The organism is Biostraticola tofi (assembly GCF_004343195.1).
Lineage (GTDB): Bacteria > Pseudomonadota > Gammaproteobacteria > Enterobacterales > Enterobacteriaceae > Biostraticola > Biostraticola tofi.
This window is the reverse complement of record NZ_SMCR01000003.1, coordinates 138,606-164,210: the sequence shown is the minus strand read 5'-3', so window position 1 is coordinate 164,210 and position 25,605 is coordinate 138,606. Positions and strand designations below refer to the sequence as shown.

24 protein-coding genes and 1 riboswitch are annotated in these 25,605 nt (G+C 56.5%); of the genes, 9 read left to right on the top strand and 15 right to left on the bottom strand.

All coding sequences use genetic code 11. The features are described 5' to 3' along the window. Positions 1-78: 78 nt before the first annotated feature. Positions 79-183 (top strand): hypothetical protein, encoded by a 105-nt coding sequence (locus EDC52_RS20040; RefSeq protein ID WP_230467980.1) that lies wholly within the window; start codon positions 79-81, stop codon positions 181-183. A gap of 47 nt (positions 184-230) precedes the next feature. Here EDC52_RS20040 and EDC52_RS08160 read toward each other — a convergent pair whose 3' ends face one another. The 6 genes from EDC52_RS08160 to bglX form a co-directional block, all read right to left on the bottom strand. Next, a complete protein-coding gene (locus tag EDC52_RS08160; RefSeq protein WP_131864842.1) occupies positions 231-974 on the bottom strand; it encodes an ABC transporter permease in 744 nt (247 codons plus the stop codon). Then, positions 975-1,916 (bottom strand): ABC transporter ATP-binding protein, encoded by a 942-nt coding sequence (locus EDC52_RS08155; RefSeq protein ID WP_131864841.1) that lies wholly within the window; start codon positions 1,914-1,916, stop codon positions 975-977. Beyond that, positions 1,913-3,067, bottom strand: coding sequence for an ABC transporter permease (locus tag EDC52_RS08150; RefSeq protein ID WP_131864840.1), 1,155 nt, complete (start codon positions 3,065-3,067; stop codon positions 1,913-1,915). Before EDC52_RS08150 ends, EDC52_RS08155 begins: the two co-directional genes overlap by 4 nt. A 99-nt stretch (positions 3,068-3,166) precedes the next feature. Beyond that, a complete protein-coding gene (gene osmF / locus EDC52_RS08145; RefSeq protein ID WP_230468001.1) occupies positions 3,167-4,048 on the bottom strand; it encodes a glycine betaine ABC transporter substrate-binding protein OsmF in 882 nt (293 codons plus the stop codon). Positions 4,049-4,312: 264 nt separating this feature from the next. Next, the gene (gene idi / locus EDC52_RS08140; RefSeq protein ID WP_131864838.1) at positions 4,313-4,855 is read right to left on the bottom strand and encodes an isopentenyl-diphosphate Delta-isomerase; all 543 of its coding nucleotides are present in this window, start codon (positions 4,853-4,855) and stop codon (positions 4,313-4,315) included. 187 nt (positions 4,856-5,042) lie between these two features. Then, on the bottom strand, positions 5,043-7,334 hold the full coding sequence (gene bglX / locus EDC52_RS08135; protein ID WP_131864837.1) for a beta-glucosidase BglX: 2,292 nt from the start codon (positions 7,332-7,334) through the stop codon (positions 5,043-5,045). A gap of 246 nt (positions 7,335-7,580) precedes the next feature. Between bglX and dld the strand changes: the two genes are divergently transcribed. The 3 genes from dld (at position 7,581) to EDC52_RS08120 (ending at position 10,680) form a co-directional block, all read left to right on the top strand. Continuing rightward, positions 7,581-9,317, top strand: a complete 1,737-nt coding sequence (dld, locus tag EDC52_RS08130) for a D-lactate dehydrogenase (protein ID WP_131864836.1) — start codon at positions 7,581-7,583, stop codon at positions 9,315-9,317. Positions 9,318-9,499: 182 nt separating this feature from the next. Further along, on the top strand, positions 9,500-9,970 hold the full coding sequence (locus tag EDC52_RS08125; RefSeq protein WP_131864835.1) for a GNAT family N-acetyltransferase: 471 nt from the start codon (positions 9,500-9,502) through the stop codon (positions 9,968-9,970). Positions 9,971-9,993: 23 nt separating this feature from the next. Next, positions 9,994-10,680, top strand: coding sequence for a glutathione S-transferase family protein (locus EDC52_RS08120; protein WP_131865140.1), 687 nt, complete (start codon positions 9,994-9,996; stop codon positions 10,678-10,680). Between the two features lie 69 nt (positions 10,681-10,749). On the opposite strand, the gene pbpG is transcribed toward EDC52_RS08120, so the two are convergent. Then, the gene (gene pbpG / locus EDC52_RS08115) at positions 10,750-11,667 is read right to left on the bottom strand and encodes a D-alanyl-D-alanine endopeptidase (RefSeq protein ID WP_131864834.1); all 918 of its coding nucleotides are present in this window, start codon (positions 11,665-11,667) and stop codon (positions 10,750-10,752) included. 340 nt (positions 11,668-12,007) lie between these two features. On the opposite strand from pbpG, the gene EDC52_RS08110 reads away from it, so the two are divergent. From EDC52_RS08110 to gpmA, 4 genes are all read left to right on the top strand, one after another. Beyond that, positions 12,008-13,201, top strand: a complete 1,194-nt coding sequence (locus tag EDC52_RS08110) for an HlyD family secretion protein (protein WP_230467979.1) — start codon at positions 12,008-12,010, stop codon at positions 13,199-13,201. After that, positions 13,198-14,766: a DHA2 family efflux MFS transporter permease subunit gene (locus EDC52_RS08105; protein ID WP_131864832.1), complete on the top strand. Its 1,569-nt coding sequence runs from the start codon at positions 13,198-13,200 to the stop codon at positions 14,764-14,766. Before EDC52_RS08110 ends, EDC52_RS08105 begins: the two co-directional genes overlap by 4 nt. Before the next feature lie 76 nt (positions 14,767-14,842). Next, positions 14,843-16,339 carry an efflux transporter outer membrane subunit gene (locus EDC52_RS08100; RefSeq protein WP_230468000.1) on the top strand — a complete coding sequence of 499 codons (1,497 nt, stop codon included), beginning with the start codon at positions 14,843-14,845 and terminating at the stop codon, positions 16,337-16,339. A 478-nt stretch (positions 16,340-16,817) separates the two neighbouring features. Continuing rightward, positions 16,818-17,573, top strand: coding sequence for a 2,3-diphosphoglycerate-dependent phosphoglycerate mutase (gpmA, locus tag EDC52_RS08095; RefSeq protein ID WP_131864830.1), 756 nt, complete (start codon positions 16,818-16,820; stop codon positions 17,571-17,573). Here gpmA and dusC read toward each other — a convergent pair. The 8 genes from dusC to moaA all read right to left on the bottom strand — a co-directional run bounded on the left by dusC (position 17,567) and on the right by moaA (position 24,290). Further along, positions 17,567-18,499, bottom strand: a complete 933-nt coding sequence (gene dusC / locus EDC52_RS08090) for a tRNA dihydrouridine(16) synthase DusC (protein ID WP_131864829.1) — start codon at positions 18,497-18,499, stop codon at positions 17,567-17,569. The two genes, gpmA and dusC, sit on opposite strands and share 7 nt — an antisense overlap. Positions 18,500-18,800: 301 nt before the next feature. Continuing rightward, positions 18,801-20,204: an ATP-dependent RNA helicase RhlE gene (gene rhlE, locus EDC52_RS08085; protein WP_131864828.1), complete on the bottom strand. Its 1,404-nt coding sequence runs from the start codon at positions 20,202-20,204 to the stop codon at positions 18,801-18,803. A 236-nt stretch (positions 20,205-20,440) separates the two neighbouring features. Further along, positions 20,441-21,193 (bottom strand): L-cystine ABC transporter ATP-binding protein TcyN, encoded by a 753-nt coding sequence (gene tcyN, locus EDC52_RS08080; protein ID WP_131864827.1) that lies wholly within the window; start codon positions 21,191-21,193, stop codon positions 20,441-20,443. A 13-nt stretch (positions 21,194-21,206) separates the two neighbouring features. Beyond that, positions 21,207-21,917 carry a Bax inhibitor-1/YccA family protein gene (locus EDC52_RS08075; RefSeq protein ID WP_131864826.1) on the bottom strand — a complete coding sequence of 237 codons (711 nt, stop codon included), beginning with the start codon at positions 21,915-21,917 and terminating at the stop codon, positions 21,207-21,209. A 156-nt stretch (positions 21,918-22,073) separates the two neighbouring features. After that, the gene (moaE, locus tag EDC52_RS08070) at positions 22,074-22,559 is read right to left on the bottom strand and encodes a molybdopterin synthase catalytic subunit MoaE (protein ID WP_131864825.1); all 486 of its coding nucleotides are present in this window, start codon (positions 22,557-22,559) and stop codon (positions 22,074-22,076) included. Continuing rightward, the gene (gene moaD / locus EDC52_RS08065) at positions 22,556-22,804 is read right to left on the bottom strand and encodes a molybdopterin synthase sulfur carrier subunit (protein WP_131864824.1); all 249 of its coding nucleotides are present in this window, start codon (positions 22,802-22,804) and stop codon (positions 22,556-22,558) included. The genes moaE and moaD overlap by 4 nt, the downstream gene beginning before the upstream one ends. Further along, positions 22,801-23,283, bottom strand: coding sequence for a cyclic pyranopterin monophosphate synthase MoaC (moaC, locus tag EDC52_RS08060; RefSeq protein ID WP_131864823.1), 483 nt, complete (start codon positions 23,281-23,283; stop codon positions 22,801-22,803). Before moaC ends, moaD begins: the two co-directional genes overlap by 4 nt. 20 nt (positions 23,284-23,303) lie before the next feature. Then, positions 23,304-24,290 (bottom strand): GTP 3',8-cyclase MoaA, encoded by a 987-nt coding sequence (moaA, locus tag EDC52_RS08055; RefSeq protein ID WP_131864822.1) that lies wholly within the window; start codon positions 24,288-24,290, stop codon positions 23,304-23,306. Continuing rightward, positions 24,281-24,423, bottom strand: a riboswitch (molybdenum cofactor riboswitch). (Overlaps the previous gene by 10 nt.) A gap of 251 nt (positions 24,424-24,674) precedes the next feature. Here moaA and EDC52_RS08050 point away from each other — a divergent pair. Beyond that, positions 24,675-25,586, top strand: coding sequence for a gluconeogenesis factor YvcK family protein (locus EDC52_RS08050; protein ID WP_131864821.1), 912 nt, complete (start codon positions 24,675-24,677; stop codon positions 25,584-25,586). Positions 25,587-25,605: the final 19 nt, after the last annotated feature.

Below are 25,605 nucleotides of genomic sequence, written 5' to 3'. Positions count from 1 at the left end.
TACAGCAGTTGCCCTGACGGCTTGTTTCCTGCCGCCGAGCACTTATAATGCCCCATGCCCTGATAAGGAATGAAAACAATGAATCTTGTTCGCGCCGGCGTATTCGGCCTGATTTCGCTCTGCGCGCTTGGCGCAATAGGCGGCGTAATGCTCGCAGGCTATATCGTCATCGTCCACAGTTGACCTAAGTAAAAACCGCTGCGTCGCTGACTGCGGTCGATGAGATCCATTCACGCCCGGCCGGCACGCCGATCCAGACGGGATAACCAGCGCTCGAACACCAGATCGGTGACAATGGCCAGCAAAGCGACCAGCACGGCCCCCTGCAGTATGTAGGCAGTATTGAAACCGCTCAGTCCGATGATAATCGGCGAACCCAGGGTTTTGGTGCCGACCGTCGCCGCAATGGCGGCGGTGCCGATATTGATCATGATCGATGTTCGGATACCGGCGATAATCACTGGGGCGGCGAGAGGCAGTTCAACGCGGGTCAGAATTTGCCAGCGGGTCATGCCGGCACCGGCCGCCGTCTCGCGGATAGCGCCCGGGACGGTATCAATGCCGGTTAGCGTTCCCTGCACAATAGGCAGCAGGCCATAAAGCACCAGGGCGATAATGGCCGGTTGCTCGCCAAATCCCATAACCGGTACCGCTACCGCCAGCACCGCCACCGGTGGAAAAGTCTGGCCTACGGCGACCAGGGTTTCTGTCAGGGAACGAAATTCTCGCCCGGCCCGACGCGTCACCGCGACCCCCGCACCTACCCCGAGCAAAACGGCGATAACGCTCGATATCACCACCAGTTTCATATGGGCCCAGGCGAGTACCGCAAAGCTGTCCTGCAGATAGACCGGTCTGGCAAGCGACGGGAATAGAAAACTGAACAGCCCCTTGAACCAGGGCATGCCGAACATCAGCAGCAGCAGCAGGGCCAGGCACCACCAAAGTGGATCGGTCAGAACACGGCGCCTCATCTACCCCTCCCCCTTCACCGGCTTTATCAGGTCTCTGAAATGCAGCACGCCGACCACCTTGCCATCCTCGCCGGCAACCGGCAATTGCTCAGCCTGCCGCGCAATAAATATCGATAGTGCTTCGCGCAGAGACAAGCTGGCAGCAACCGCTATGCCGGGCAGTTGTTCGCCTGGCCGGGCATGGCTGCCTGCCGTACCGAGTCCCAGCAATCTGATGCCGATATCATCCTGACCAAAAAACGCACGCACGAAAGGGGTGGCAGGCTGCAGCAGCATCTGCTGCGGTGTGCCCTGCTGGACCACTTTGCCGTTGTCCAGCAGGATGATCCGGTCGGCCAGGGTCAGCGCTTCGTCGATATCATGAGTTACCAGCACCAGCGTTCGGCCGGAAAGGCGATGGATGCGGACGATTTCCGCCTGCATGGAGGCACGGGTCACCGGATCGAGCGCTCCAAAGGGTTCATCCATCAGCAACACATCGGGATTGGCCGCCAGCGCACGGGCGACACCGACCCGTTGTTGCTGACCGCCGGACAGCTGATGGGGAAAGCGATGACGGAACTGCTCGGCATCCAGATGCAGCAGCTCGAGCAGTTCGGTAACCCGATCGCGGATTTTTGCTCGCGGCCATTTCAGCAGTTGCGGCACCGTGGCGATATTTTTTTCCACGGTCCAGTGGGGAAAAAGGCCAATCGACTGAATGGCATAACCCATCCTGCGCCGCAGTTCTTCTGGCTTGAAGTTATGGATCTCCTCGCCGGCAAACAGGATTTTGCCCTGATCATGCTCAATCAGTCGATTGATCATTTTGAGCGTAGTGGACTTGCCCGAACCAGAGGTGCCAATCAGCACGGTAAATTCGCCCTTGGCGATATTAAGATCGAGGTGTTCAATCGCCGGTTTACCGTTAAAGTATTTTCCCACCTGTTTGAATTCGATCATGGCCGTTTGGTTTCCATAAAAGAAATAAGCAATTTGAACAGCGTGTCTACCAGCACCGCCAGGCCGATAGCCGGCACTACGCCTAACAGCACCAGTTCCAGCGCACTGCTGAGTAATCCCTGGAACATCAGTGAGCCAAAACCGCCGGCACCGATAAGTGCGGCAATCATTCCCATACCGACGGTCTGCACCGCGATGACCCTCAGGCCGGATAAAATCACCGGCAGCCCCAGCGGAATCTGCACCCGCCTGAAAATCTGGCTTCCGGTCATGCCCATCCCTCGTGCGCTTTCGATAACGCTGGCGGGCACATATTCCAGCGCCGCTGTTACGCTACGCACCAGCGGCAGCAAGGCATACAGCACCAGGGCAATCAGCGCCGGCGCAAGGCCGATGCCGCTGATGCCCCAATGCCGCAGCCAGGGCAGACTGGTTGCCAGCCCGCTTAACGGGGCGATCAGCAGACCAAACAGGGCGATGGCCGGTACCGTCTGGATCACATTCAGGACCGAAAAGATCAGCGGTCGCCAGCGGGCAGAATGATGGCAAAACAGCCCGAGCGGTATACCGATAAGCGTGGCCGGCACCAGCGTACCGAACAGCAGGATCAAATGGCCGCTAAAAGCCTGCTGAAATACGTCGGAACGGTTTGCGTATTCCTTAAGGAGAGATAATTGATCCAGTCGACCCGACATCAGCAGCCACACTAGCGGCAACCAGATTTGCAGATTGAGCAGCACGCGCAGTAAAGGCCGACGGGTTAATCGACCGATGGCATCGGCGGCCATCAATAGACACAGCGCCGCGATCGAATAATAGCCGCTGCCGAAAGACGTTCTCACCAGGGCACCGCCCTGGGCAGCGAGGTCGCTGGCGGTGATCCCGGCGAGCCAGGCCAATGCAAAGAACAGCAGTTCAGCCAGCAGGAGAGTGACAACCAGTCCGGCGCGCCGGAGCGGAATCAGGCTTAACGCCAGCCATGCCGCCAGCGGTATCGCCAGCCCAATCCAGCCGCCCCAAATCAATGTGGCAAGACCGATACCCTGACCGGATATCAGTCGATTGGGTGCGTAGTTGACTAAGGGCAGCAACAGGCCTGCCAGTCCGATACCCAGCGTAAGCACCAGCAGCACCGGACTGTTAATCCTCACCCACCTGCCCTCCTTGACACAGTATGTACAGTTGTTCTTTGGCCGCCAAGGCGTGGCAAAACCGGGGATGTAACCGCGCCGCCATTCCGGAGGTCGGCATCAAGATTTGATAAACCCTTTTTGCTTCAGATAATCGGCGGCGACTTTACTGGCATTCTGTCCCTCAACGGCGATACTGGCATTCAGTCGCTGCAGGGTGGCGGCATCCAGGGAAGCGAATACCGGCTTGAGCCACTGGGTTATCTCAGGATGCTGCTTAAGCACCTCGTCGCGAATGACCGGGGTTGGCGCATAAACCGGCTGGACGCCTTTCGGGTCGGCAAGCGTCCGCATTCCCAGCGCAGCGACGGGCCCATCGGTGCCATAAGCCATGGCGGCATTGACGCCGGAAGTATGCTCCGCGGCCGTTTTAAGCGTCACCGCCGTGTCACCGCCGGCCAATGACAGCAGTTGGTCCTGCGACAGGGTAAAATCATACGCTTTCTGGAAGGCGGGCAAGGCATCGGCACGCTCAATGAACTCTGCCGACGCGGCCAGCTTGAATACCCCACCCTCTTTCAGATAGCGGCTGAGATCGGCCAGCGAGGCCAGCTGGCCCTTGGCGGCGACATCTTCACGTACTGCAATCGTCCAGGTATTATTGGCCGGGGCCGGATCCAGCCAGACAATATGGTTTTTCTCGTAATCCAGCGTCTTCACTTTCTGATAGCCGGCATTGGCATCTTTCCAGGCCGGATCCTTTTCATCTGCAAAGAAGAAGGCGCCATTGCCGGTATATTCGGGATAGATATCAATTTCATTGGCGACGATGGCGCCGCGAAGGACTTGGGTCGCGCCCAACTGCAGCTTATTGATGGTTTTTACCCCATGCGACTCCAGCACCTGGAGGATAATATTGCCCAGCAGCGAGCCTTCGGTATCGATTTTAGAGCCCACCTGCACTGGCGCAGTGGCGGCAAAAGAGCCGGCAGAGCCAAGCATCGCCGCCGCCACGCAAAGCAGACGTCCATGGTGAAAAATTGTAGCCATGAATTTGATTCCTTATCCAGAAGATGAGATGGAAACGGCCCCGAGCAGCGCCCTGGGTTTTTCAAAAGAATAGACTAAATAACGCTATTGATATTCACATCAGCCGAAGAGGGGCAGAGGAAGAGCACCTGACCGCTGCCCCTGGCTGAACCCACACCACCTCAATAAAGCATCTGGCGGTGATAACTGCAACCTTAACGGCGGCTGAGACGCCGTTTAGCCAGCCTGGCGCAGTTGGCGGTACGCCAGGTAATAGCGGGGGATTACCGACATGGTCAGCCTGAACCAGGGAGTGAAATTTTCAGGCGTGCGGACTGCTTCATCGGCAATATCGGTCAGCGAAGCGTAGCGCCAGCCCATCGCTTCCAGGGGATTTATCACCGGCATTCGGCGGCTGACGCCAAAAAAAACATGGCCATATTCATGCTCGATAAGCTGATTGGGCATCGGCAACCGGTACTGTAGATTGAACACCGCTGTAAGGGTTGCATCCATGCCCATTTCTTCAAACAGACGTCGATGCGCCGCAGCTGATGTCTGTTCGTGTGGCAGGGGATGACTGCAGCAGGTATTACTCCACAACCCGCCGCAATGGTACTTATCCTCGGCTCGCCGCTGCAGCAGCAGTTCGCCATGGGGATTAAAAATATAAACCGTTACTGCTCGGTGTAATCGCCCTTCCCGATGTGCCCTGAGTTTTTCCATCTGACCTGTCGGGCGGTCATATTCATCCACCAGCAGTACCTGCGTTGACACCATCTCACCTTACCCCAGACATTTCTCTGGCAGTAAGTGTAATTCCCACGCCGCTAAAAGTCTGTGTCGCCGGTGTGGAATAGTGCAAGTGATCGCCTATTTTTGCAATAAACAGTGAAGGTATGAAGAAGGGGCGATGGGGGAGCGGGCGGGGTTGCCGGGACCGGATCCGGGCAACCCTTCTGGTCGATTACAACAGCGTAAAACTGGCGCTGTTGACTCTGGCTGAATCCAGCCCGATCATTACGTCGAATTTACCCGGCTCAGCGATAAGCTGCATTTGCTGGTTATAGAACTTCAGCATGTCAGGGCTTAGCGTGAACGTCAGGGTCTGGCTTTCCCCGGCTTTGAGGAACACCGACTGAAAGCCCTTCAGTTCTTTCACCGGCCGACTGATGGACGACACGCGATCATGCAGGTAGAGCTGGGCTACCGTCCTTCCGTCCCGACTGCCGCTATTGGTCAGGGTCACGCTTGCGGTGATACTGCCATCACGGGCCATGGTCGTTGCCGATAATTTCACCTCGGACAGGGTAAAGGTCGTGTAGCTCAGGCCATAGCCGAACGGATAGAGCGGACCATTGGCCTCATCATAGTAATGAGAGGTGTACTTCTCGGGGTTATCGAACCGGTAAGGCCTACCGCTGGGCAGGTGGTTGTAATATATCGGTATCTGCCCCACCGATCGGGGGAACGACATCGGCAGTTTAGCGGAAGGATTATAATCACCGAACAGGACATCGGCGATGGCGTTACCGCCCTCAGTACCCGGGAACCAGGCTTCAATCATCGCATCAGCCTGTTGATCCTCATGCACCAGCGACAGCGGACGTCCGTTCATCACCACCAGAATAAGCGGCTTGCCGGTCGCTTTCAGTGCGGCGATCATCTGACGCTGGATGGCGGGGATGGTAATATCCGAACGGCTGGAGGCTTCATGGGCCATGCCCTGCGCTTCCCCGACGGCGGCGATGATAACATCCGATTTATTGGCCGCCGCGACCGCCTCAGCCAGCATCTGCTCCGGCGTGCGCGGGTCGCTCTGAATCGTTTGTTCATACTGGTTAAGGTAAGCCAGCAGTCCCTGATGATCGGTGACGTTGGCCCCTTTGGCATAATTTACCGTCACCTGGCTGCCGACGGCGTTACGGATGCCTTCAAGCAGGGTGACCGACTGCGCGGCACGGCCGGCAGCCGACCAACTGCCCATGATATCCCGCTTGCTGTCGGCCAGCGGACCGATAACCGCAATGCTGCCCTGTTTCTTTAACGGTAGCACCTGCAGGCGGTTTTTCAGCAGCACCAGGCTCTGGCGCGCCACTGCCCGGGCTTCAGCGCGGTGCAAGCGGCTTTCGGCATTCGTATCAGCCGGATCGCTGCCCACCGGGCCAAGATGGGCATAGGCATCGCGGAACAGGCCCATATCATATTTGACGTTCAGTACATGGCGTACCGCGTCGTCGATTTCATCAACCGTCACCTCGCCGCTTTCAACCAGGCCCGGCAGATAGCGAATATAGTATTCGTCGCTCATGCTCATATTAATGCCTGACTTGATGGCGACTTTCACCGCCTCACGCGGCGAACCGGCCACGCCATGACGGATCAGTTCCTTGATTGCCCCATGATCACTGACAGTGATGCCGGTAAAACCCCATTGCGTGCGCAGCACGTCTTTAAGCAACCAGCTGTCTGCCGTCGCAGGCGTTCCATTAAGCGAGTTGAGGGCCACCATCACCCCGCCGCTGCCGGCATCCAGCGCCGCTTTATAAGGCGGCAAATAATCCTGGAACAGCTTTTGCGGGCTCATATCAACCGTGTTGTAATCCCGCCCGCCCTCTACAGCGCCGTAGGCGGCAAAATGCTTGACGCTGGTCATCAGCGCATGGCGATCGGCAGGGTTTTTGCCCTGAATGGACTGCACCAGCACGCGGCCGATTTCAGCGGTGAGGAAAGTATCTTCCCCCAGCCCTTCAGACACCCTTCCCCAGCGCGGGTCGCGGCTGATATCGACCATTGGCGCCCAGGTCATGTTCAGGCCATCTTCACTGCCTTCAATGGCGGATATCCTGCCGCTGGTGGCCACGGCATCCAGATTCCAGCTGGACGCCAGCCCCAGGCTTATGGGAAATATGGTGCGCTGACCATGGACGATATCGTAGGCGAAGAACAGCGGCACCTTCAGGCGCGGTAGCTGCATCGCCTGATCCTGCATCTGGCGGATATCAGGCCGGGTAACGGTATTGAAAATCGCCCCCACCTGGCCTTTTTCAATCATGTCGCGAATGTTTTCTTTTGGATTGTCCGGGCCGACGCTTATCAGCCTCAGCTGGCCGATTTTCTCCGGCAGCGTCATTTTTTGCAGCAATGCGGTGACATAATCATCGCGGGGCAAAGCGGGATCAGGCAGGTCGGTGGTTTGCGCTAAAGCGGGATTCAGGGCGAATCCAATTAGCAGGCTTAATGAGCACAGCCATTTCATATTATTGTTCTCACACTCTCAAAGGCGAACCGGCCTGGGGTGCCGGTCATGGGATGTTTGGTTTACTCTTCCACAATAACCCTACATCGCGCAGTGTAGCCGATCACAGCAAAAACGGGATATCATTAAATATGTGCACGCTTTTATTTCAGCAAAAGGCGTAAAGTAGCCAAGCGTTATCACCGCTACCCGCTGAGCAGCGGGACTGACAGGCCCTGCGTGGTCCACTTATCAGAAGGGATTATCATGCCACAACCGCACGCACCATCTCATGCCCCCTTTATCCAACAGCTTGCCGATATTGTCGGGAAGAAGCATCTACTGACCGAAGCCAGGAAAACCCGTCATTACTGCCGTGGTTTCCGTTCCGGTGGTGGCAGCGCCCTGGCGGTGGTCATCCCGGGATCACTCTGGCAACTGTGGTGCGTACTCAACGCCTGCGTGGACGCGGACAAGATAATCATTATGCAGGCGGCCAATACTGGCCTGACCGAGGGGTCTACCCCGAGCGGCGAGGATTATGATCGCGAGGTGGTGGTGGTGAGTACCCGTCGTCTTGACGGCGTTCAGTTGCTGGATGAAGGGCGCCAGGTGATCGCACTGCCCGGCAGCACGCTCTACACCCTGGAGAAAAACCTCAAACCGCTTAAACGCGAACCTCACTCGGTTATCGGTTCATCCTGCCTGGGCGCATCGGTCATCGGTGGTATCTGTAATAACTCAGGCGGCTCACTGGTGAAGCGCGGCCCGGCCTATACCGAAATGGCGCTGTATGCCAAACGTGGCGAGGACGGCAAACTCAAGCTGGTCAACCACCTGGGTATTGACCTGGGCACGACGCCGGAACAGATCCTCCACCGGCTGGAGCATCAGCAGTACCGACCAGCGGATATCCATTCAGCCGATCGCCCTTGCTCCGATGGCGACTATGCCAGCCGGGTGCGAGAGGTCGATCAGCAAACGCCGTCGCGATTCAATGCCGATAAAAGGCGCCTGTATGAAGCCTCCGGCAGCGCCGGTAAACTGGCGGTATTTGCCGTTAGGCTCGATACCTTCCCCGCCGAACCCCGACAGCAGGTGTTTTATATCGGCACCAATGATCCCCAGGTACTGACTCGCCTGCGCCGGGATATTCTGACTGATTTCACCCACCTGCCGGTGGCTGGTGAATATATGCATCGAGATTGCTACGACATCAGCGAAGTCTACGGTAAAGATACCTTCGTGATGATAAATCGGCTGGGAACCGACCGGATGCCGCTGTTTTTCCGTCTCAAGGGGCTGTTTGACGGCACGCTTAACGCCTGGACCGGTAAATCGACGCCATTGAGCGATCGCATTCTGCAGCGCCTCTCCAGGCTGTGGCCTGGCCATTTGCCGGCGCGTATGAAGGATTATCGCGACCGATTCGAACATCATCTGATGCTGAAGATGTCAGGCGAAGGCATTGAAGAAGCTGCCGCTTACCTGAACCGCTTTTTCAGTCAGGAAGAAGGGGCATATTTTACCTGTACGCCCGATGAGGGCAGCAAAGCGTTTCTGCACCGGTTCGCTGCTGCCGGCGCTGCGGTGCGTTACCATGCGGTACACAGTGATAAGGTCGAAGAGATCCTGGCTCTGGATATCGCCCTGGCCCGTAATGACCTCCAGTGGTTTGAAACGCTGCCTGAGGAGATTGACCGGCAGTTAGTCGCCAAACTCTATTATGGCCATTTCATGTGCCACGTGTTCCATCAGGATTATATCGTGCGCAAAGGCGTCGACAGCCATGCGCTGAAACTGCAGATGCTGGACCTGCTGGATAAGCGAGGCGCCGAATATCCCGCTGAGCACAACGTCGGCCATTTGTATGCCGCCAAGCCTGACCTGGCCAATTTTTATCAGCAAACCGACCCGACTAACACGTTTAATCCCGGCATTGGTAAAACCAGCAAAAACAGAAACTGGTGTTGTGATGGGCATCATGACCAGAAACCACTATGAAATGCTGCCGTTCGAGATTTTTAAAACCAATTCCCCTGGTATTGTCCCGAGTGCTTGGCAAGCCGTCATACCTTTGCAATACTGCCATGCCATGTAACAAAGCATAACCTGCCTAGACAGCCATTGACGCGGCAGGCCGAAGCTTGTGGCGTCATTTGCCGACAGCATGAGAGGAAAGAGTAATGCATCAGCTCAGAGAAGCCCGCATGAATGAGTTAGCTGAACTCACTGAGCTCTGTCTGCAGTCAAAAGCATTGTGGGGCTATGATGAAGTGTTCATGTTGCGCTGCCGGGAGGCGCTGACTTTCCATCCTGCGGACAGTGAAAATTCCCTGATTTGCGTCGCGCAAAAAAATAATACCTTGCTGGGATGCGCCCAGTTACAGTTTAATAAAGACGTTGCCTTTCTAGAGCGTCTGTTTGTTTCACCCACCAATATCAAAAATGGTATCGGCAAAGCGTTATTTGGCTGGTCGCTGAAGGCGGCTCATCGCGCCGGCGTCGAATGTCTGCTGATTGACGCTGATCCGCTGGCTGCCGGATTCTATCTCCGCATGGGCGCCCGCGAAGCAGGCATTGTGGACTCAGGCACTGTTCCAGGTCAGCGTATTCCCCGTTTCAAAGTCCACTTATCCTGTCATCATTCACCCTAACGGTCACCATTATGGAGCGAGATGTGTATCAGCTTTATATTGCCAACAAAAATTATTCCTCCTGGTCGTTGCGTCCCTGGGCACTGATGACCCAGCTTGAAATCCCGTTTAACGAGCAACTCTCGCCCTTCACCGCTGCTCCGGCAGAACAATTCAAACGGTTTTCCGCCGCAGGTAAGGTGCCGGCCCTGTACGACGATAGCCTGCTGGTTTGGGATTCACTGGCCATCATTGAATATCTGGCCGAGAAACACTCAAACATATGGCCAAAGGCCGTTGAGGCTCGCGCCTGGGCGCGTTCCGCCGCCGCTGAAATGCATTCGGGTTTTAACGCTATCCGCAACCTCTGCCCGATGAGTTGCGGCGTCCGCGTGCGGCTTAACAGCGCCAGCGCGACAGCCCTCGCCAGTGATGTTGCCAGGCTGGATGCGCTATGGCAGCAAGGTTTGGCAACGTTTGGAGGCCCTTTCCTGGCGGGCGATGCCTTCAGCGCGGTCGATGCTTTCTTTGCTCCGGTCGTGTTCCGTCAGCAAACCTATGGCCTGGCACTATCGTCAGCTTCTCTGGCGTGGTGTCGCCGTATGCGTGAGCTGCCTTCGCTCGATAGCTGGTATCAGGCGGCGCTGGCTGAGCCCTGGCGTGAAGCGGGTCATGAAGCCGATGTCATCGCGGTAGGGGTGATAACCGACGATTTTCGCACGCCGGCCTGACCGCCCTCCTCGCTGCAGGTCAGCCGCACTATGTCACAGATCAGGGCCTATTGCGGTTCCGGCCGACGCTCAGCCCTCTTCCCGCGCTTTCTGCTTGCGATAACTCATGGCCGCAGGCGGGACCGGCGTTGCTTTCCCCGTTTCAAGCCAGCTGCGTATTCGGTTAGCATCGGCGAAGTGGGTATATTTACCGTAGGCATCGAGCACGACCAGTGCTACCGGACGATGGTTGATCACGGTTCTCATGACCAGGCAATGGCCAGCTTCATTAGTAAACCCGGTTTTGGTCAATTGGATGGTCCAGTCAGGTCGATAAACCAGATGATTGGTATTGCGAAAGGGCAGCGTATATACCGGGTTGGCAAAAGTAGCCATGGTTTCATGGGTGGTGCTCAAGTCGCTGAGTAACGGATATTTCTTGGTGGCGATAAGCAGTTTTGACAAGTCGCGCGCCGTAGAAACATTGCGATAAGACAGTCCTGTGGGCTCTACATAGCGGGTATGGGTCATACCCAATGCGCGGGCCTTGCTGTTCATGGCGGCGATAAACGCCGGATAGCCACCCGGATAATGATGGGCCAGGCTTGCCGCCGCCCGGTTTTCCGACGACATCAGCGCCAGTAGCAGCATATTGCGACGGCTGATTTCACTGCCCACGCGGACCCGGGAGAATACGCCTTTAAGCTCGGCGGTATGCCGAATATCCACTGAGATGATTTCATCCATGGACTGGTGGGCATCCAGCACCACCATGGCGGTCATCAGCTTAGACAGCGATGCAATGGGTACAACTTTGTCCGGCGAAGTGGAATAAAGCAGATGATTATCCGCCATGTCCAGAACGATGGCGCTGCCCGAAGCGATTTTTAACGGTGATACCAGCGTAGATGACGACGCGCTCACCGCAGCACCGGCAATGGGTATACACAGTGTGCTGGCGGCTAAAAGAGAAAAGCTTAGACATCCGATACGTACAAGAGAGCCCATTTATCTGTTACCCGAAGAGATACCGCGCATCTGCGGTGTAGTACGCCATAGTATATCCGAACATTATCCGACTCAAATTGCCTGATGCCGGGTATTTTTTGTCACTAAATATCTTTAACCCGCCGGATATACATCGCCTGCCGTCCTGTTTAGCCCGAAAAGACCTAAGTTGATGCTTTTACCCTTCATAGGACTGGCTGACATAACGGTGTATTGTCAGTTTTAATTGATGTCCCTTTGACGTTTTTTAACCGCAACCCTGGAAATTGTAAAAATAACATTTACTCTTTAAATACAAATCTTTTCAAACTGCGCTGCACCCGACAACTCGATGAGCGATATGGAAAATAATCACGGTTCTGACGCTAAAGCCAGATCACCTGCTGCCGATCCTGATGAAAACGACCGCGCGGTGAAGGCCGAGCGGCTGGAAAAAACGGCAACTTCCTCGCAGAGCGCCCAGAGTGGGCAGGATAGTGAACAACCGGAAAAACGCGATCGGCCGGGGAAAAAACCGCTGATTATGCTGGCGGTGGTGGTGCTGGTAATGATCGTGGTCGGACTTTATTTCTGGCTGACCACCCGTAATCAGGAAACCACCGATGACGCTTTTATCGAAGGAGATGCGGTGACAATTGCCCCCAGGATAGGGGGGTATGTGGTCAACCTGGCGGTCGGCGATAATCAGCGGGTACGCAAAGGCGATCTGCTGGCGCAGATTGATCCGCGTGATGCCATGGCCGAACGCGACAGGGCTCAGGCGCAACTGGGACTGGCAGAAGCGCAACTGCACCAGGCTGAAGTACAGCTTTCCCTGGCAAAAGTGCAATATCCAGCCCAACTGACCCAGGCCAGGTCCCAGCAGGTAAGGGCCGAGGCCAATCTGCAAAATGCCGAATCAGATTATCGCCGACAGCGTAATGTTGACCCGCGCGCCACTTCCCAGCAGCGAGTCGATAATGCCAGTGCACAGGTGCGTTCAGCCCGGGCTGACGTTGCCAATGCCCGCGCCCAGGTTGAGGTAGCCGCCCAGGTCGATTTGCAAATTCGCCTGGCCGCCTCGATGGTTGAAGCGCGCAGGCAGCAGGTCGGACAGGCGAAAGCGCAACTGGAAACCGCCCGGCTTAACCTGGCCTGGACCGATGTCCGCGCGCCGTTTGATGGCTATGTTACCCGCCGAAATGTACAGCCCGGTACCCTGGTACAGGCCGGCAGCTCACTTTTTTCAGTGGTTTCGCCGGCTATCTGGGTGACCGCCAACTTTAAAGAAACTCAGTTGGAACGGATGCGGCCAGGCCAGAAGGTGAATATTACCGTCGACGCCTGGCCGGATCGTGAACTCCATGGCCATATCGACAGCATCCAGCAGGGTACCGGATCCCGTTTCTCAGCCTTTCCGGCGGAAAACGCCACTGGAAATTTTGTGAAAATCGTTCAGCGAGTACCGGTCAAAATTGTCATTGACCGCGGCCTGGATGCTGATCAACCACTGCCGCTGGGGCTGTCTGTTGCACCCAAGGTGATCATTGAATGAGCGGCGAACGCAGCTGGCAGCCCTCCGGCAATCCCTGGACGGTGGCGGTCGTCGTGACCCTGGCGGTATTTATGGAAATCCTGGATACCACTATCGTCAATGTTGCCCTGCCCCATGTCGCCGGGTCGTTGTCATCCAGTTATGATGAATCGACCTGGGTGCTGACCTCCTATCTGGTGGCTAATGGCATCGTGCTGCCGATCTCTGCTTTTCTCAGTCGTGCGCTGGGACGCAAGCAGTACTTCATGATTTGTGTGGCCATGTTCACCGTCTGTTCCCTGCTGTGTGGTATAGCGACCGAACTGTGGCAAATGATCCTGTTTCGCATTCTGCAGGGATTTTTCGGCGGAGGCCTGCAGCCGGTTCAGCAGTCGGTATTGCTGGATTACTTCAAACCTGAAGATCGCGGTAAGGCCTTTGGCCTATCATCCATTGCCATCATTGTCGCTCCGGTGGTCGGTCCAACCCTGGGTGGATGGATCACCGATAATTACAGCTGGCGCTGGGTGTTCCTTATTAATATTCCAGTGGGTATCATCACGCTGCTGGCTATATATCAGCTATTGGAAGATCCCCCCTGGGAGAAAAAAGTCAGCGGCAGAAAACTGAATATCGATTATATGGGTATCGGCTTCATTGCCCTCGGCCTGGGCTGCCTGCAGGTGATGCTTGACCGGGGCGAAGACGACGACTGGTTCAATTCCGATTTTATTCGCCTGTTCGCGGTGTTGACCGCTATCGGACTGGTGGGAGCGGTATATTGGCTGCTCTACACCAAAAAACCCGTGGTCGACCTGCGCTGTCTGAAAGATCGCAATTTCGCCGTCGCCAGCCTGCTGATGGCCGGCATGGCAATGATCCTGTATGGCAGCTCAGTAGTGATGCCCCAGTTGGCTCAGCAAGAGTTGGGCTATACCGCCACGCTGTCAGGGCTGGTGCTCTCACCGGGCGCTATCCTTATCGTGCTGTCGATTCCGTTGGTGCTTAAACTGATGCCGCTGGTACAGACGCGCTGGCTGATTGCATTTGGTTTCCTGCTGCTGGCGCTGTCTTTTATCTATTCACGCCAGTTAGTGCCTGACGTTGATTTCAACACCCTGGTGCTGATGCGCAGCGCCCAGTCGATTGGGCTTGGTTTTCTGTTTGTTCCGCTGACCACTATCGCCTATGTGACGCTCGCCCCCAAGCTTAATGCCGATGCGACCGCGCTGTTTACCATGTTCAGAAATGTGGCGGGGTCGGTGGGTATCTCTCTGTCCACCGCGGCCATTACCGAGCGTTCCCAAGTGCACAGCGCCGGCATGGTGCATAACATGTCTGAGTTCAGCGAGCCGTTTCAAGAGGCGATACGCCGAGGGGCCGCGGCGATCCGCGACTTTGCCCATCAGTTAGCCGACCCGGTACAGCTAGCCACCGCCAGGCTGTACCAGGAAATGATAGTACAGTCTCGGATCCTGGCCTATGTGGATGTATTTACCCTCTGTGCCCTGGTGTCGTTTATCCTCATTCCATTTTGTCTGTTGCTTTCGCCGGTGAAAAGCGAAGGCAATGCGGGAGCTCACTGATATGTCTGCCCGTTCTGCCTGTTCCACTCCCCGCCGATGTGCCCTGCCCGTCAAAGCCTGTTTTACGCTGGTGGCAATGATCAGCGGCGGCTGCGCCGTCGGCCCGGATTATCAGTCCCCTCAAGCCACTGTGCCGGCCCATTGGCATGACAGTGATGAAGCTTCGGGATCGCGCGTGCAAAGCACCCGGCCCGATCCGGCCTGGTGGCGCAGTTTCAACGATCCCCAGCTTGACAGCCTGATTGCCCGGGCGATAGCAGGTAATCTGACGATTCGTCAGTCGGTGCTGCGCATCGCCGGCGCCCGCCAGCAGCAAATCCAGGCCGGAGCCGCCGGACTGCCTGCGGTTGAAGCGAACGCCAGCGCCCGTCGCCAGCAGCTTGGGCTGGAGGGGATACTCGACGCCAGTGGCGCCCGCGCTCAGGCCGAACAGACTAATACAGAGCTGGCATCGGGACTGGGCAGCCTGACGGAGCCTATCCATTTATATCAGGGCAGCTTTGACGCATCCTGGGAAATTGATTTATGGGGACGGGTCAGACGTTCAGTTGAACTGGCGGATGCCAAGGCCCAGTCGGCCATCGAAGGCCGCAATGACGCCCTGGTTTCGCTGGAGGCGGAAGTGGCCCGAACCTACCTGCAGTTGCGCGGTAATCAAAGCATTATCAGCACGCTTGAAACCCAGATAGCCGTAGCCGAACAATCCCGGACGCTGACGCTCAGCCGGCAGCAAAATGGCCTTTCACCCCAGATGGACGTTGAGAATGCCGGGGCACAGCTCAGTTCTCTACAGGCACAATTACCGCAATACCAGGCCGGCGCGCGCCAGGCGATGAATGCGCTGGCGGTATTGATTGGCCAGCCCCCTGGCCAGCTTGACTCGGAACTGACCACGCCGAAGCCGATGCCGGCGATGCCTGCGGTTATACCGGTTGGCATCCCATCCACTCTGGCGCGACGTCGCCCGGATATTCGTCGCGCGGAGGCGGAACTGCACGCAGCTACCGCCAACATCGGCGTATCGGTGGCACAGCTGTTTCCCGATCTCTCGCTAACCGGGCAGTTCGGCCTGCGCAATACCGAAACAGATTACCTTACCCACTGGAGCAGCCATTTCTATGCGTTTGGGCCGCAGATCTCACTGCCGATATTTCAGGGCGGTCGACTGGTGTCTAATGTTCGTCTGGCGCGGGTTGAACAGGCTAATGCGGTGCTGGCTTATCGCCAGGTAGTGCTGAATGCGCTGCAGGACGTTGAGAATGCATTGGTCAGTTACCGTACGGATAAACAACAGGTCAAGGCGCTGGAGAACACCGCAGACTCTCTTGAAACGGCTTTTATGCTGGCAAATGAGGGATATCGGCAAGGGCTCAGCACTTTTATCAATGTGCTTGACGCCCAGCGTCAGCTGGCCCAGGCGCGCCAGCAGGCAGCCTCAGCCCGCGTGAAGACCGCTACCGATCTGGTCTCGTTGTACAAAGCCCTTGGCGGCGGCTGGGAAGTCTGGCATCAGCCGGCCATGCCGGACTATCCGCTATTCGGCCCGGCAGAAACGCTAACGCGAAATCCATAGGAGCATGATGACCTACTCAGGGTTACTGGCCCACCCAGGGCCATGCAGCCCCTATCAGGTTACTGGCCCACTCAGGCCATTCAGGCTCTATCAGGTTGCTGGTCCACTCAGGCCATTCAGGCTCTATCAGGTTGCTGGTCCACCCAGAGCCATTCGGGCCCTATCAGGTTACTGGTCCACTCAGGGCCCTTCAGGGTTACTGGCCCTCTTAGGGTCAGTCTGTTTCCTATAGGATAGGGTTAGTCGGCCCCATGGGGGATTGCAGCGCAGGCCTTATGGCATGAGTGCAAAAATGCGCTGTTGCTTATCCTCTCTCAGTCGCCGGCTGATTGGCAATTGACCTGATCCTGCGCACCGCTGCCCCGTTTCAATTGGCCCTGTCCCGGTTTACCATAGCGTTCATCCGCAGGCTGCCTGTGGCAGCCGGGCTGATATTCCACTGTTATAGGTCTGAACGGCAAACACTGAGGAAACCAGGGTGACAATACACCGGGTAGTGATTCTCCGACATGGGGAAAGTGAATGGAATAAACAAAATCGATTCACTGGGTGGACTGATGTTGATTTGACCGCCAAAGGCCGACAGGAAGCCATCCAGGCAGCAAAGCTCCTGGCTGCCAGCGGATTCCATTTTGATTTCGCCTGTACCTCGGTCCTCAAGCGTTCTATTCACACTCTGTGGCAGGTGCTGGATGAGCTGGATCTCTGCTGGCTGCCGACTCAAGCCGACTGGAGATTAAACGAGCGCCATTATGGTGCACTGGAAGGACTGAACAAAGCGGAAACCGCCGAGCGCTTCGGCCCGCAAATCGTTAAACAATGGCGGCGCAGCTACCGGACTTATCCGCCGGCCCTGGCGATAGAAGATCAGCGCTACCCCGGCCATGACCGGCGCTACCGAGCCCTCTCGGCCAGTGAATTGCCGCTGACCGAAAGCCTGGAAGCGACGGTGCAGCGGGTGATTGCCTTCTGGCATCAGGAAATCACCCAGCGTCTGCTCTCGCATCAGCGGATCCTGTTGGTTTCCCATGCCAACGCCATCAGAGCGCTGATGACATATTTTGACGCTATCAGCAACGACCATTTGTCGGAACTTTATATCCCAACCGGGGTGCCGCTGATATATGAGTTCGATGACCAGCTTAAGCCGATAAATCATTATTATCTGGGTGACCGAGACGATATTGCCGCCCGCATCAGCAAGGTCAAAGCGCAGGCTTTCAACCGTCAATAGCGTCCAATCGCCTGCGCTATGGCCAATGAGGTGTTCAGCGCCCTGATCTCGCTGAATAACGCCCCCGCTTCGCCATATTCCTTACGCAGATAGCCCAGCCATTGCTTGACTCTGGCGACATGATACAGCCCGGTGTCGCCCTGCTTTTCGAGCTGGACATATTTTTGCAGCAGCTTGACCACCTCAGGCCATGGCATAGGGGGTTCGTTATATTTTATCACCCGGCTGAGGTTAGGCACATTCAGCGCTCCGCGACCGATCATTACCGCATCACAGCCAGTCATTGCCATACAGGCGTGGGCGCTCTGATGATCCCAGATTTCACCATTGGCAATCACCGGAATAGTCAGCCGACGGCGGATTTCGCCAATAGCCTGCCAGTTGATCCTTTCGGCCCGGTAGCCATCTTCTTTGGTGCGGCCATGGACCGTGAGCTCAGTGGCGCCCGCCTGCTGCACCGCATCGGCAATTTCCAGGCTGTGGGAAGGTGAATCCCACCCTAGCCGCACTTTTACCGTCACCGGCAGGTGGGCAGGCACCGCGTCGCGCATCGCCCTGGCCCCGCTGAAAATGAGATCGGGATCCTTGAGCAGCGACGCGCCGCCGCCGCTGCCGTTCACCGTTTTAGACGGGCAACCACAATTCAGATCCACCCCTCGGGAGCCCAGTTCAACTGCCCTGAATGCATTCTCGGCCAGCCACTCGGGATGCTGTCCCAACAGTTGGACTCGCACCGGCGTGCCATCGGGCGTCAGGCTCTGGTGAGCTAACTCAGGGCAAAGGCGCAGGAAGGATTTTACCGGCAACCGGCTGTCCACCACACGAACAAACTCGGTGATGCAGAGATCGTAATCATTTACTTCACAGAGTAAACGCCGGACCAGAGAATCCAGAACGCCCTCCATGGGAGCCAGTAACACGCGCATAACCCGATAACCACTCTATAAAGACGCGCAATAGTAGGGGATTTACCGTTGTCGGATCAACTGTATACTGCGCCGCTGACCCTGGCGACGCCGTACCTGTTGACCTTTTCCCCGTCTGGAGCCGCGGCCCTGCCGTATAGTGAAACGTATCAATCCCCGAGCATAGCGCCCGGCGGGCAAAAAAAAACACTTCACGGACCTGAGGCCGGCGAAGTGTTTCTAAAAAATTGAAATCAGCAGTACCGCAGAGGCCAACTGCTATCTTTCAACAGACGCCGTCACCAGACGGTGTCGGATGAACTTATTTATTGCCGCTGCGATTGCCCGCGTAGGAAGACGAGCTGCTGCCTGCAGCGCGACGCGGAGCACCGCTGCGCGCCGGACGCGAGCTGCCGTCATTGTCACGGCGGCGTTCAGGGGCACGGCCATCACGACCGCCGCTATTGGCATCACGGGAATAACCAGCTCCGCCGCGAGGCGCAGCGCCACGAGGCGCACCACCTCGTGAAGGACCGCCTGAGCGGGAACCACGGCCCTGCTGGATAGGCTCAGCCTTGATGGTAGGATCAGGCTCATAGCCTGGCAGCGCAATGCGCGGAATCGGTTTTTTCAGCAGGCGTTCAATATCGCGCAGCAGACCCAGTTCATCGACACACACCAGGGAAAGCGCTTCACCAGTGGCTGCCGCACGGCCGGTTCGGCCGATACGGTGAACATAATCTTCCGCCACTTGCGGCAGTTCATAGTTCACTACATGAGGCAGCAGATCGATATCAAGGCCGCGGGCGGCGATATCGGTTGCGACCAGCACCCGGATCTTGCCCTGTTTGAAATCAGCCAGGGCGCGAGTACGGGCGCCCTGGCTCTTGTTGCCATGAATGGCCGCCGAGGTAATGCCGTCTTTATTCAGCAGCTCAGCCAAATGATTGGCGCCATGCTTGGTACGGGTAAATACCAGCACCTGTTGCCAGTCATGGTGGCCAATCATGTAAGACAGCAGTTCACGTTTGCGCTTTTTATCAACCAAATGCGCAAACTGAGTAATCTGTTCAGAAGCCGTGTTGCGACGGGCGACTTCTACCGATGCCGGGTTATCCAGCAGGCCGTTAGCCAGGGCCTTAATCTCATCGGAGAAGGTGGCTGAGAACATCAGGCTCTGACGTTTGGCCGGCAGCAATTTCATCACGCGGCGGATATCGTGAATAAAGCCCATGTCCAGCATGCGGTCAGCTTCGTCCAATACCAGGATTTCAACGGCGGACAGGTCTACTGCACGCTGCTGAGCCAGGTCAAGCAGGCGGCCCGGAGTGGCTATCAGCACGTCGACGCCGCCGCGAAGCTTCAGCATTTGCGGGTTGATGCTGACGCCGCCAAACACCACCAGCGAACGCAGACTGATATGGGTACTGTATTCAGTAACGTTTTCGCCAATCTGCGCAGCCAACTCACGGGTCGGGGTCAGGATAAGCGCCCTTACCGGACGGCGGCCTTTGACCGACGGAGCAGGATTTTGGCCCAACAGTTGCAAGATAGGCAGAGTGAACGCGGCGGTTTTGCCGGTGCCGGTCTGCGCGCTGGCCATGATATCTCGGCCCTGCAGAACGTAAGGAATAGCCTGTTGCTGCACCGGGGTAGGCTCGGTATAGCCCTTCTCGGACAATGCACGCAAAATCTCGGCACTCAAGCCAAGTGAATCAAATGACATAATTATGAAAAACTCCAGATCCGCCCCGATGTCGCCTCGACATGCTGCGCTCAGGGGGATAATCAGATGGGAGGCAATCGCCTTACCATGGTGAACGGACAACACATTGGGCACAGTGTAGCAAATTAACTGACCAAAGGGGATGAGAATCGGGTAAATAACTCAATCTGCCGCTTCTGGTCCATGATCGTCCCGCACCGGGGCGGGACAATCATGGGTAATTTGGCCAGTCACCATTACCCGTTAAGGAATTTATTAAGAAAAAGACGCGTGCGCTCATGCTCGGGCTGGGCAAAAAGCGATTTCGCCTGCCCCTGCTCGACGATATTGCCGTCATCCATGAAGATCGCCCGGTCAGCCACGTCGCGGGCGAAGCTCATTTCATGGGTGACGATGATCATGGTGCGCCGTTCTTCGGCCAGGGCGCGGATAGTACTGAGCACTTCGCCCACCAGTTCAGGGTCCAGCGCCGAGGTCGGTTCATCAAAAAGAATCACCTCCGGCCGCATGGCCAGGGCCCGTGCAATGGCGACCCGCTGCTGCTGGCCGCCGGAAAGCCGTTTGGGATACGCATCTTCCTTGCCGCTCAACCCGACCTTGGCCAGCAGGGCACGCGCCCGTTCAACCGCTTCGGCCCGGGGCTCCCCCTTGACGATAATCGGGCCTTCAATGATATTTTCCAGCACCGACCGATGCGGGAATAAATTGAAGTTCTGGAACACAAAGCCCACCTGCTGGCGCAGTTCCCTGACCTGGCGTTTCTGATCGCCGAGCGGCCGGTTGGCATCAATCTGGATGTTTCCGACCTTGATGGAACCACTATCGGGCTCTTCCAGCAGATTGATACTGCGCAGCAAAGTGGTTTTTCCTGAGCCACTGGGCCCAACGATAGCCAGCACTTCACCACCTTCGACGCTGAGATTTACGCCATTGAGAACCCGGTTATCACCGAAGCTCTTGACCAGTTGCCTGAGTTCTATAACGCTCATTGATGCTCCAATGTCAGCGACGGTTGCCGAATATACGCAGCAGCATCATGAACAGGTTGATAAAGTCCAGATAGAGGCTGAGTGCTCCGACTATTGAATATTTACGGAACTGCTCTTTGTCATCAACCGACAGGCCAGCGCCGAGGTTTTTCAGCTTCTGGGTGTCGTAAGCCGTCAGGCCGACAAACACCACCACGCCGATATAGGTCACCGCCCACATCAGCGCCGTGCTCTTGAGCCAGATGTTGACCACCGAGGCCAGCACAATGCCGATAAGCCCCATAAACAGCAGGTTACCCATGCTGCTCAAATCGCGCTTGGTGGTATAACCCCAGACGCTCATGGCGCCGAACATCCCTCCGGCCACCACGAATGTCGCGGCTATCGACGAGGAGGTATAAAGAATGAAGATGCTCGACAAGGTGAGGCCGGTCAAGGCGGAATACAGCATGAACAGTGCCGTGGCCACCGCGCCGCTGAGACGGTTGACCATGCCTGAAATAACAAACACCAGGGCCAGTTGGGCAATGATAAGCCCGAAGAAAGTGATCTGGCTGGAGAATACCAACTCCAGTACCGCCGGGGTGCGCGCCGCGAACCAGGCGACAAAAGCCGTCAGTAACAATCCGCAGGTCATCCAGCCATAAACCTGCGCCATGAACGGCTGTATGGCGGTATTGGCGCGTTCAACAATTGAACCCTGCGAGCGAGGGAATCTGTCCATGGATGTCACCTTTCTACGTTGCCTAGAGAAGATAAATGATTAAGGCCTCAGTGAGTGGCCTGCCAATCAAAAGCATACCATAAATCCCGGCGGCATGAGGGAACCCTGCGGTGAAATACGCGATGGCGATTCAGAGAATGCGGCTGTCTGTGCCGGTCAGTCCAGCGGGTCCGGCCGGTGATGCCAGCGCTCGGCCGCCTGCTTGTCGCTGACTCTGGCATCGACCCAGCGGTTTCCCTGGGGCGTGGACTCGCGTTTCCAGAATGGCGCCCGGGTCTTCAGGATATCCATGATGAATTCGGCTGCGCTGAAAGCCGCACCGCGATGAGCTCCGCTGACGCCGACAAACACAATCTGTTCGCCGGCATGCAGTTCACCGATGCGGTGCCAAATGCTGATACGCCGCACCGGCCAGCGACCGCGGGCTTCACTGGCAATATCGGCCAGAGCTTGCTCGGTCATGCCCGGATAATGTTCGAGGGTCAGCACGCTGACTTCATCGTCCAGGTTGTGGTTGCGTACTTTGCCGGTGAACGTCACTACCGCGCCGTCGTCCGCGCTGGCCGAGAGCCAGTCGTGTTCAGCGCCCAGGCTGAAATCATGGTGTGCTACCCGGATGCGGGTGTTGTCGTTGGCACTCATCCGCCGGTCACCGGCGGGAAAAAAGCGATCTCATCGCCGTTGGTCAGCGGATGGTCCTGCTCGACCAGCGACTGATTGACTGCGGCCAAGAGATTGCCGGACGCCAGCGCCAGCGCCCACTTTTCGCCGCGTTGGCACAGCGATGCCCGCAGTTGCTCGACGGTTGAAAAATCTGCGGCCTCCAGCTCCAGGCGGTCAAGGCCGGTCAGCTCACGCACCTGGGCAAAAAATAAGACTGTAATCATGATTTTTCCGCCTTGAATTCACCGGATTTACCGCCGGTTTTTGCCAGTAGCCTGACCGGACCGATAACCATGTCCTTCTGCACCGCCTTGCACATGTCGTAAATCGTCAACGCGGCGATCGAGGCTGCGGTCAGCGCTTCCATTTCCACACCGGTTTTACCGGTCAGCCGGCACAGCGTTTCGATCCTCACCCGACTGGCGTCAGGCTGCGCTTCGAGATGCACTTCTACCTTGCTCAGCATCAGCGGATGGCAGAGGGGAATAAGCTCCCAGGTTTTTTTCGCCGCCTGGATGCCGGCAATGCGGGCGGTTGCGAACACATCGCCTTTGTGATGACTGCCGTCGACTATCATGGCAAGGGTGGCAGGCAGCATCAGCACGTAGGCTTCTGCGCGTGCTTCACGAACGGTTTCCGCTTTGGCGGACACGTCCACCATATGGGCTTCGCCGCTGGCATTGAGATGAGTAAGTTGGGACATAGTGATTTCCTTAACCGGCATCAACCGCCGATATACGACAGATTGCGGGTGATGCCCGTTTCTCCCTGATGGAGAAAATGCGTTTTTTTCTTCAACTGCAGGCCGCCGGAAATACGCGTCTTCAGCGCGTCCAGTTGATGATCTTCAGCCAGCAAATCACGCAGTGGGATGCCATCCTCGCCAAACAGGCAGAGGTGCAGATTGCCGATTGCCGAAACGCGCAGCCGGTTACAGCTGGCACAGAAATCTTTGGCGTACGGCATGATAAGTCCGATTTCCCCCAGGTAATCCTGATGGTGGAAAACCAGCGCCGGACCGTCGCTGCGCCCACGAGCCTGCAGCGTCCAGCCCATATCGATCAATTTTCGGCGAATGGTCTCGCCGGAAACGTGGCGATTCTGGAACAGCTGCGATCCATCGCCGGTTTCCATTAATTCGATGAAACGCAGCTGTATTGGCCGGGTTTTGATCCATTCAAGAAACGTGTTCAAATGGATATCGTTGACATTACGCATCAGCACCGTGTTGACTTTGACCTTGCTGAAACCCGCGTCAAAGGCTGCATCGATTCCCGCCATGACTTCACGGAACTTGTCCTGACCGGTTATCGCATGAAACTGACGTGCATCCAGGCTGTCGACGCTCACATTGAGGCCGGTAAGGCCGGCTGCGCGCCAGGCGGCCACATCGCGAGCCAGCCGATAACCGTTAGTGGTCACCGCCAGCGTTTTGATTGCTGAATGGCTTTTTACCGTGGCGATGACATCGCAAAAGTCGCGACGCAGGGAGGGCTCTCCGCCGGTCAAGCGGACCTTCTCGGTACCCAGATCGGCGAAAGCATGGGTCACTCGGCGAATTTCATCCAGCGACAGGAAACTTTTATTGCTTACCCCATTAGGACGATAGCCATCGGGCAGGCAATAGGTACAGCGGAAATTGCAGACGTCCGTGATGGACAGCCGCAAATAGTAAAATTTGCGCGCAAACGCATCGATAAGTTGTGGCACCGTTAACACCTTTCCAAATACGGGAGATGCCGGCATTTCTACCCTGCACCCTGGTGGCAATCGCCACGGCCAGTGCGCCATATCGTTCAACAATGAACCACTTAGGCGTAAAGGCTAGGAGTTCGATTTTAACCAGGCCCATTAACGACCGGTTGAAACCCTGGTTTTGTCAGATCATTCTACTCCCAATAAATCCTTACTGCCATTTTTGCTCGGAAAATTAACGCTATATAAACAGTTATATAGCGTAACGATGTTCATTATGCCCCCGCTTAAACCCTGATGAAAATGCGCCGTCAAACACCTATCATCGTTTCGCTTTTCGCCGCAAATCCGCTATTTTATGGCTGATTCTCAGCCCACGGCGGGTTAATAAGGAAAATTATGCGAAATCGTACGTTAGCGGATTTAGACCAGGTGGTAGCACTTGGGGGCGGACACGGGCTTGGCCGAGTCATGTCTTCGCTTTCAGCGCTCGGATCCCGACTTACCGGGATCGTCACCACCACCGATAACGGCGGTTCATCTGGGCGTATTCGCCAGTCAGAAGGCGGTATCGCCTGGGGCGATACCCGCAACTGTCTTAATCAGCTGATTACCGAGCCCGGTATCGCGGCGGCGATGTTCGAATATCGGTTCGCCGGTCAGGGCGAACTGGCCGGCCATAACCTCGGCAATCTGATGCTCAAGGCGCTGGATAATCTCAGCGTCAGACCGCTGGAGGCGATTAATCTTGTTCGCGATCTGCTGAAAGTCAATGCGCTGCTGATTCCCATGTCTGAACAGGCGGTGGATCTGCAGGCATTAACCCAGGCAGGGACAACCGTTTATGGCGAAGTGAATATTGATACCCTGACTGAAGTACCACGACACCTCCAGCTGTCTCCACGGGTAGCAGCTACCCGCGAAGCGATACAGGCGCTAAATGACGCCGACCTGATTCTTATCGGCCCCGGCAGCTTCCTGACCAGTTTGATGCCGCTGCTGCTGCTGGGCGAATTGACCCAGGCCTTACGACGCACCAAAGCACCGATGGTCTATATTGATAACCTGGGACGTGAATTGAGCGTGGCGGCTGCCAATATGAGCCTGTCTCAGAAACTGCAGATGATGGAACAGTATATTGGCCGCAGCGGGGTCATTGATGCGGTAGTGGTAGCGCCCAACTGCGATACCGCGGGTGCCGAAGGGCGGATAGTCATCCAGCAGCCGCTCAGCGCTGACGGCGAAGCACACCACCATGACCGTCAGCGATTGAGGAAAGCGCTGGACAGTGCCTTGCAGTCACTGGGCTGAGCAATCTGGCGGCGACAGG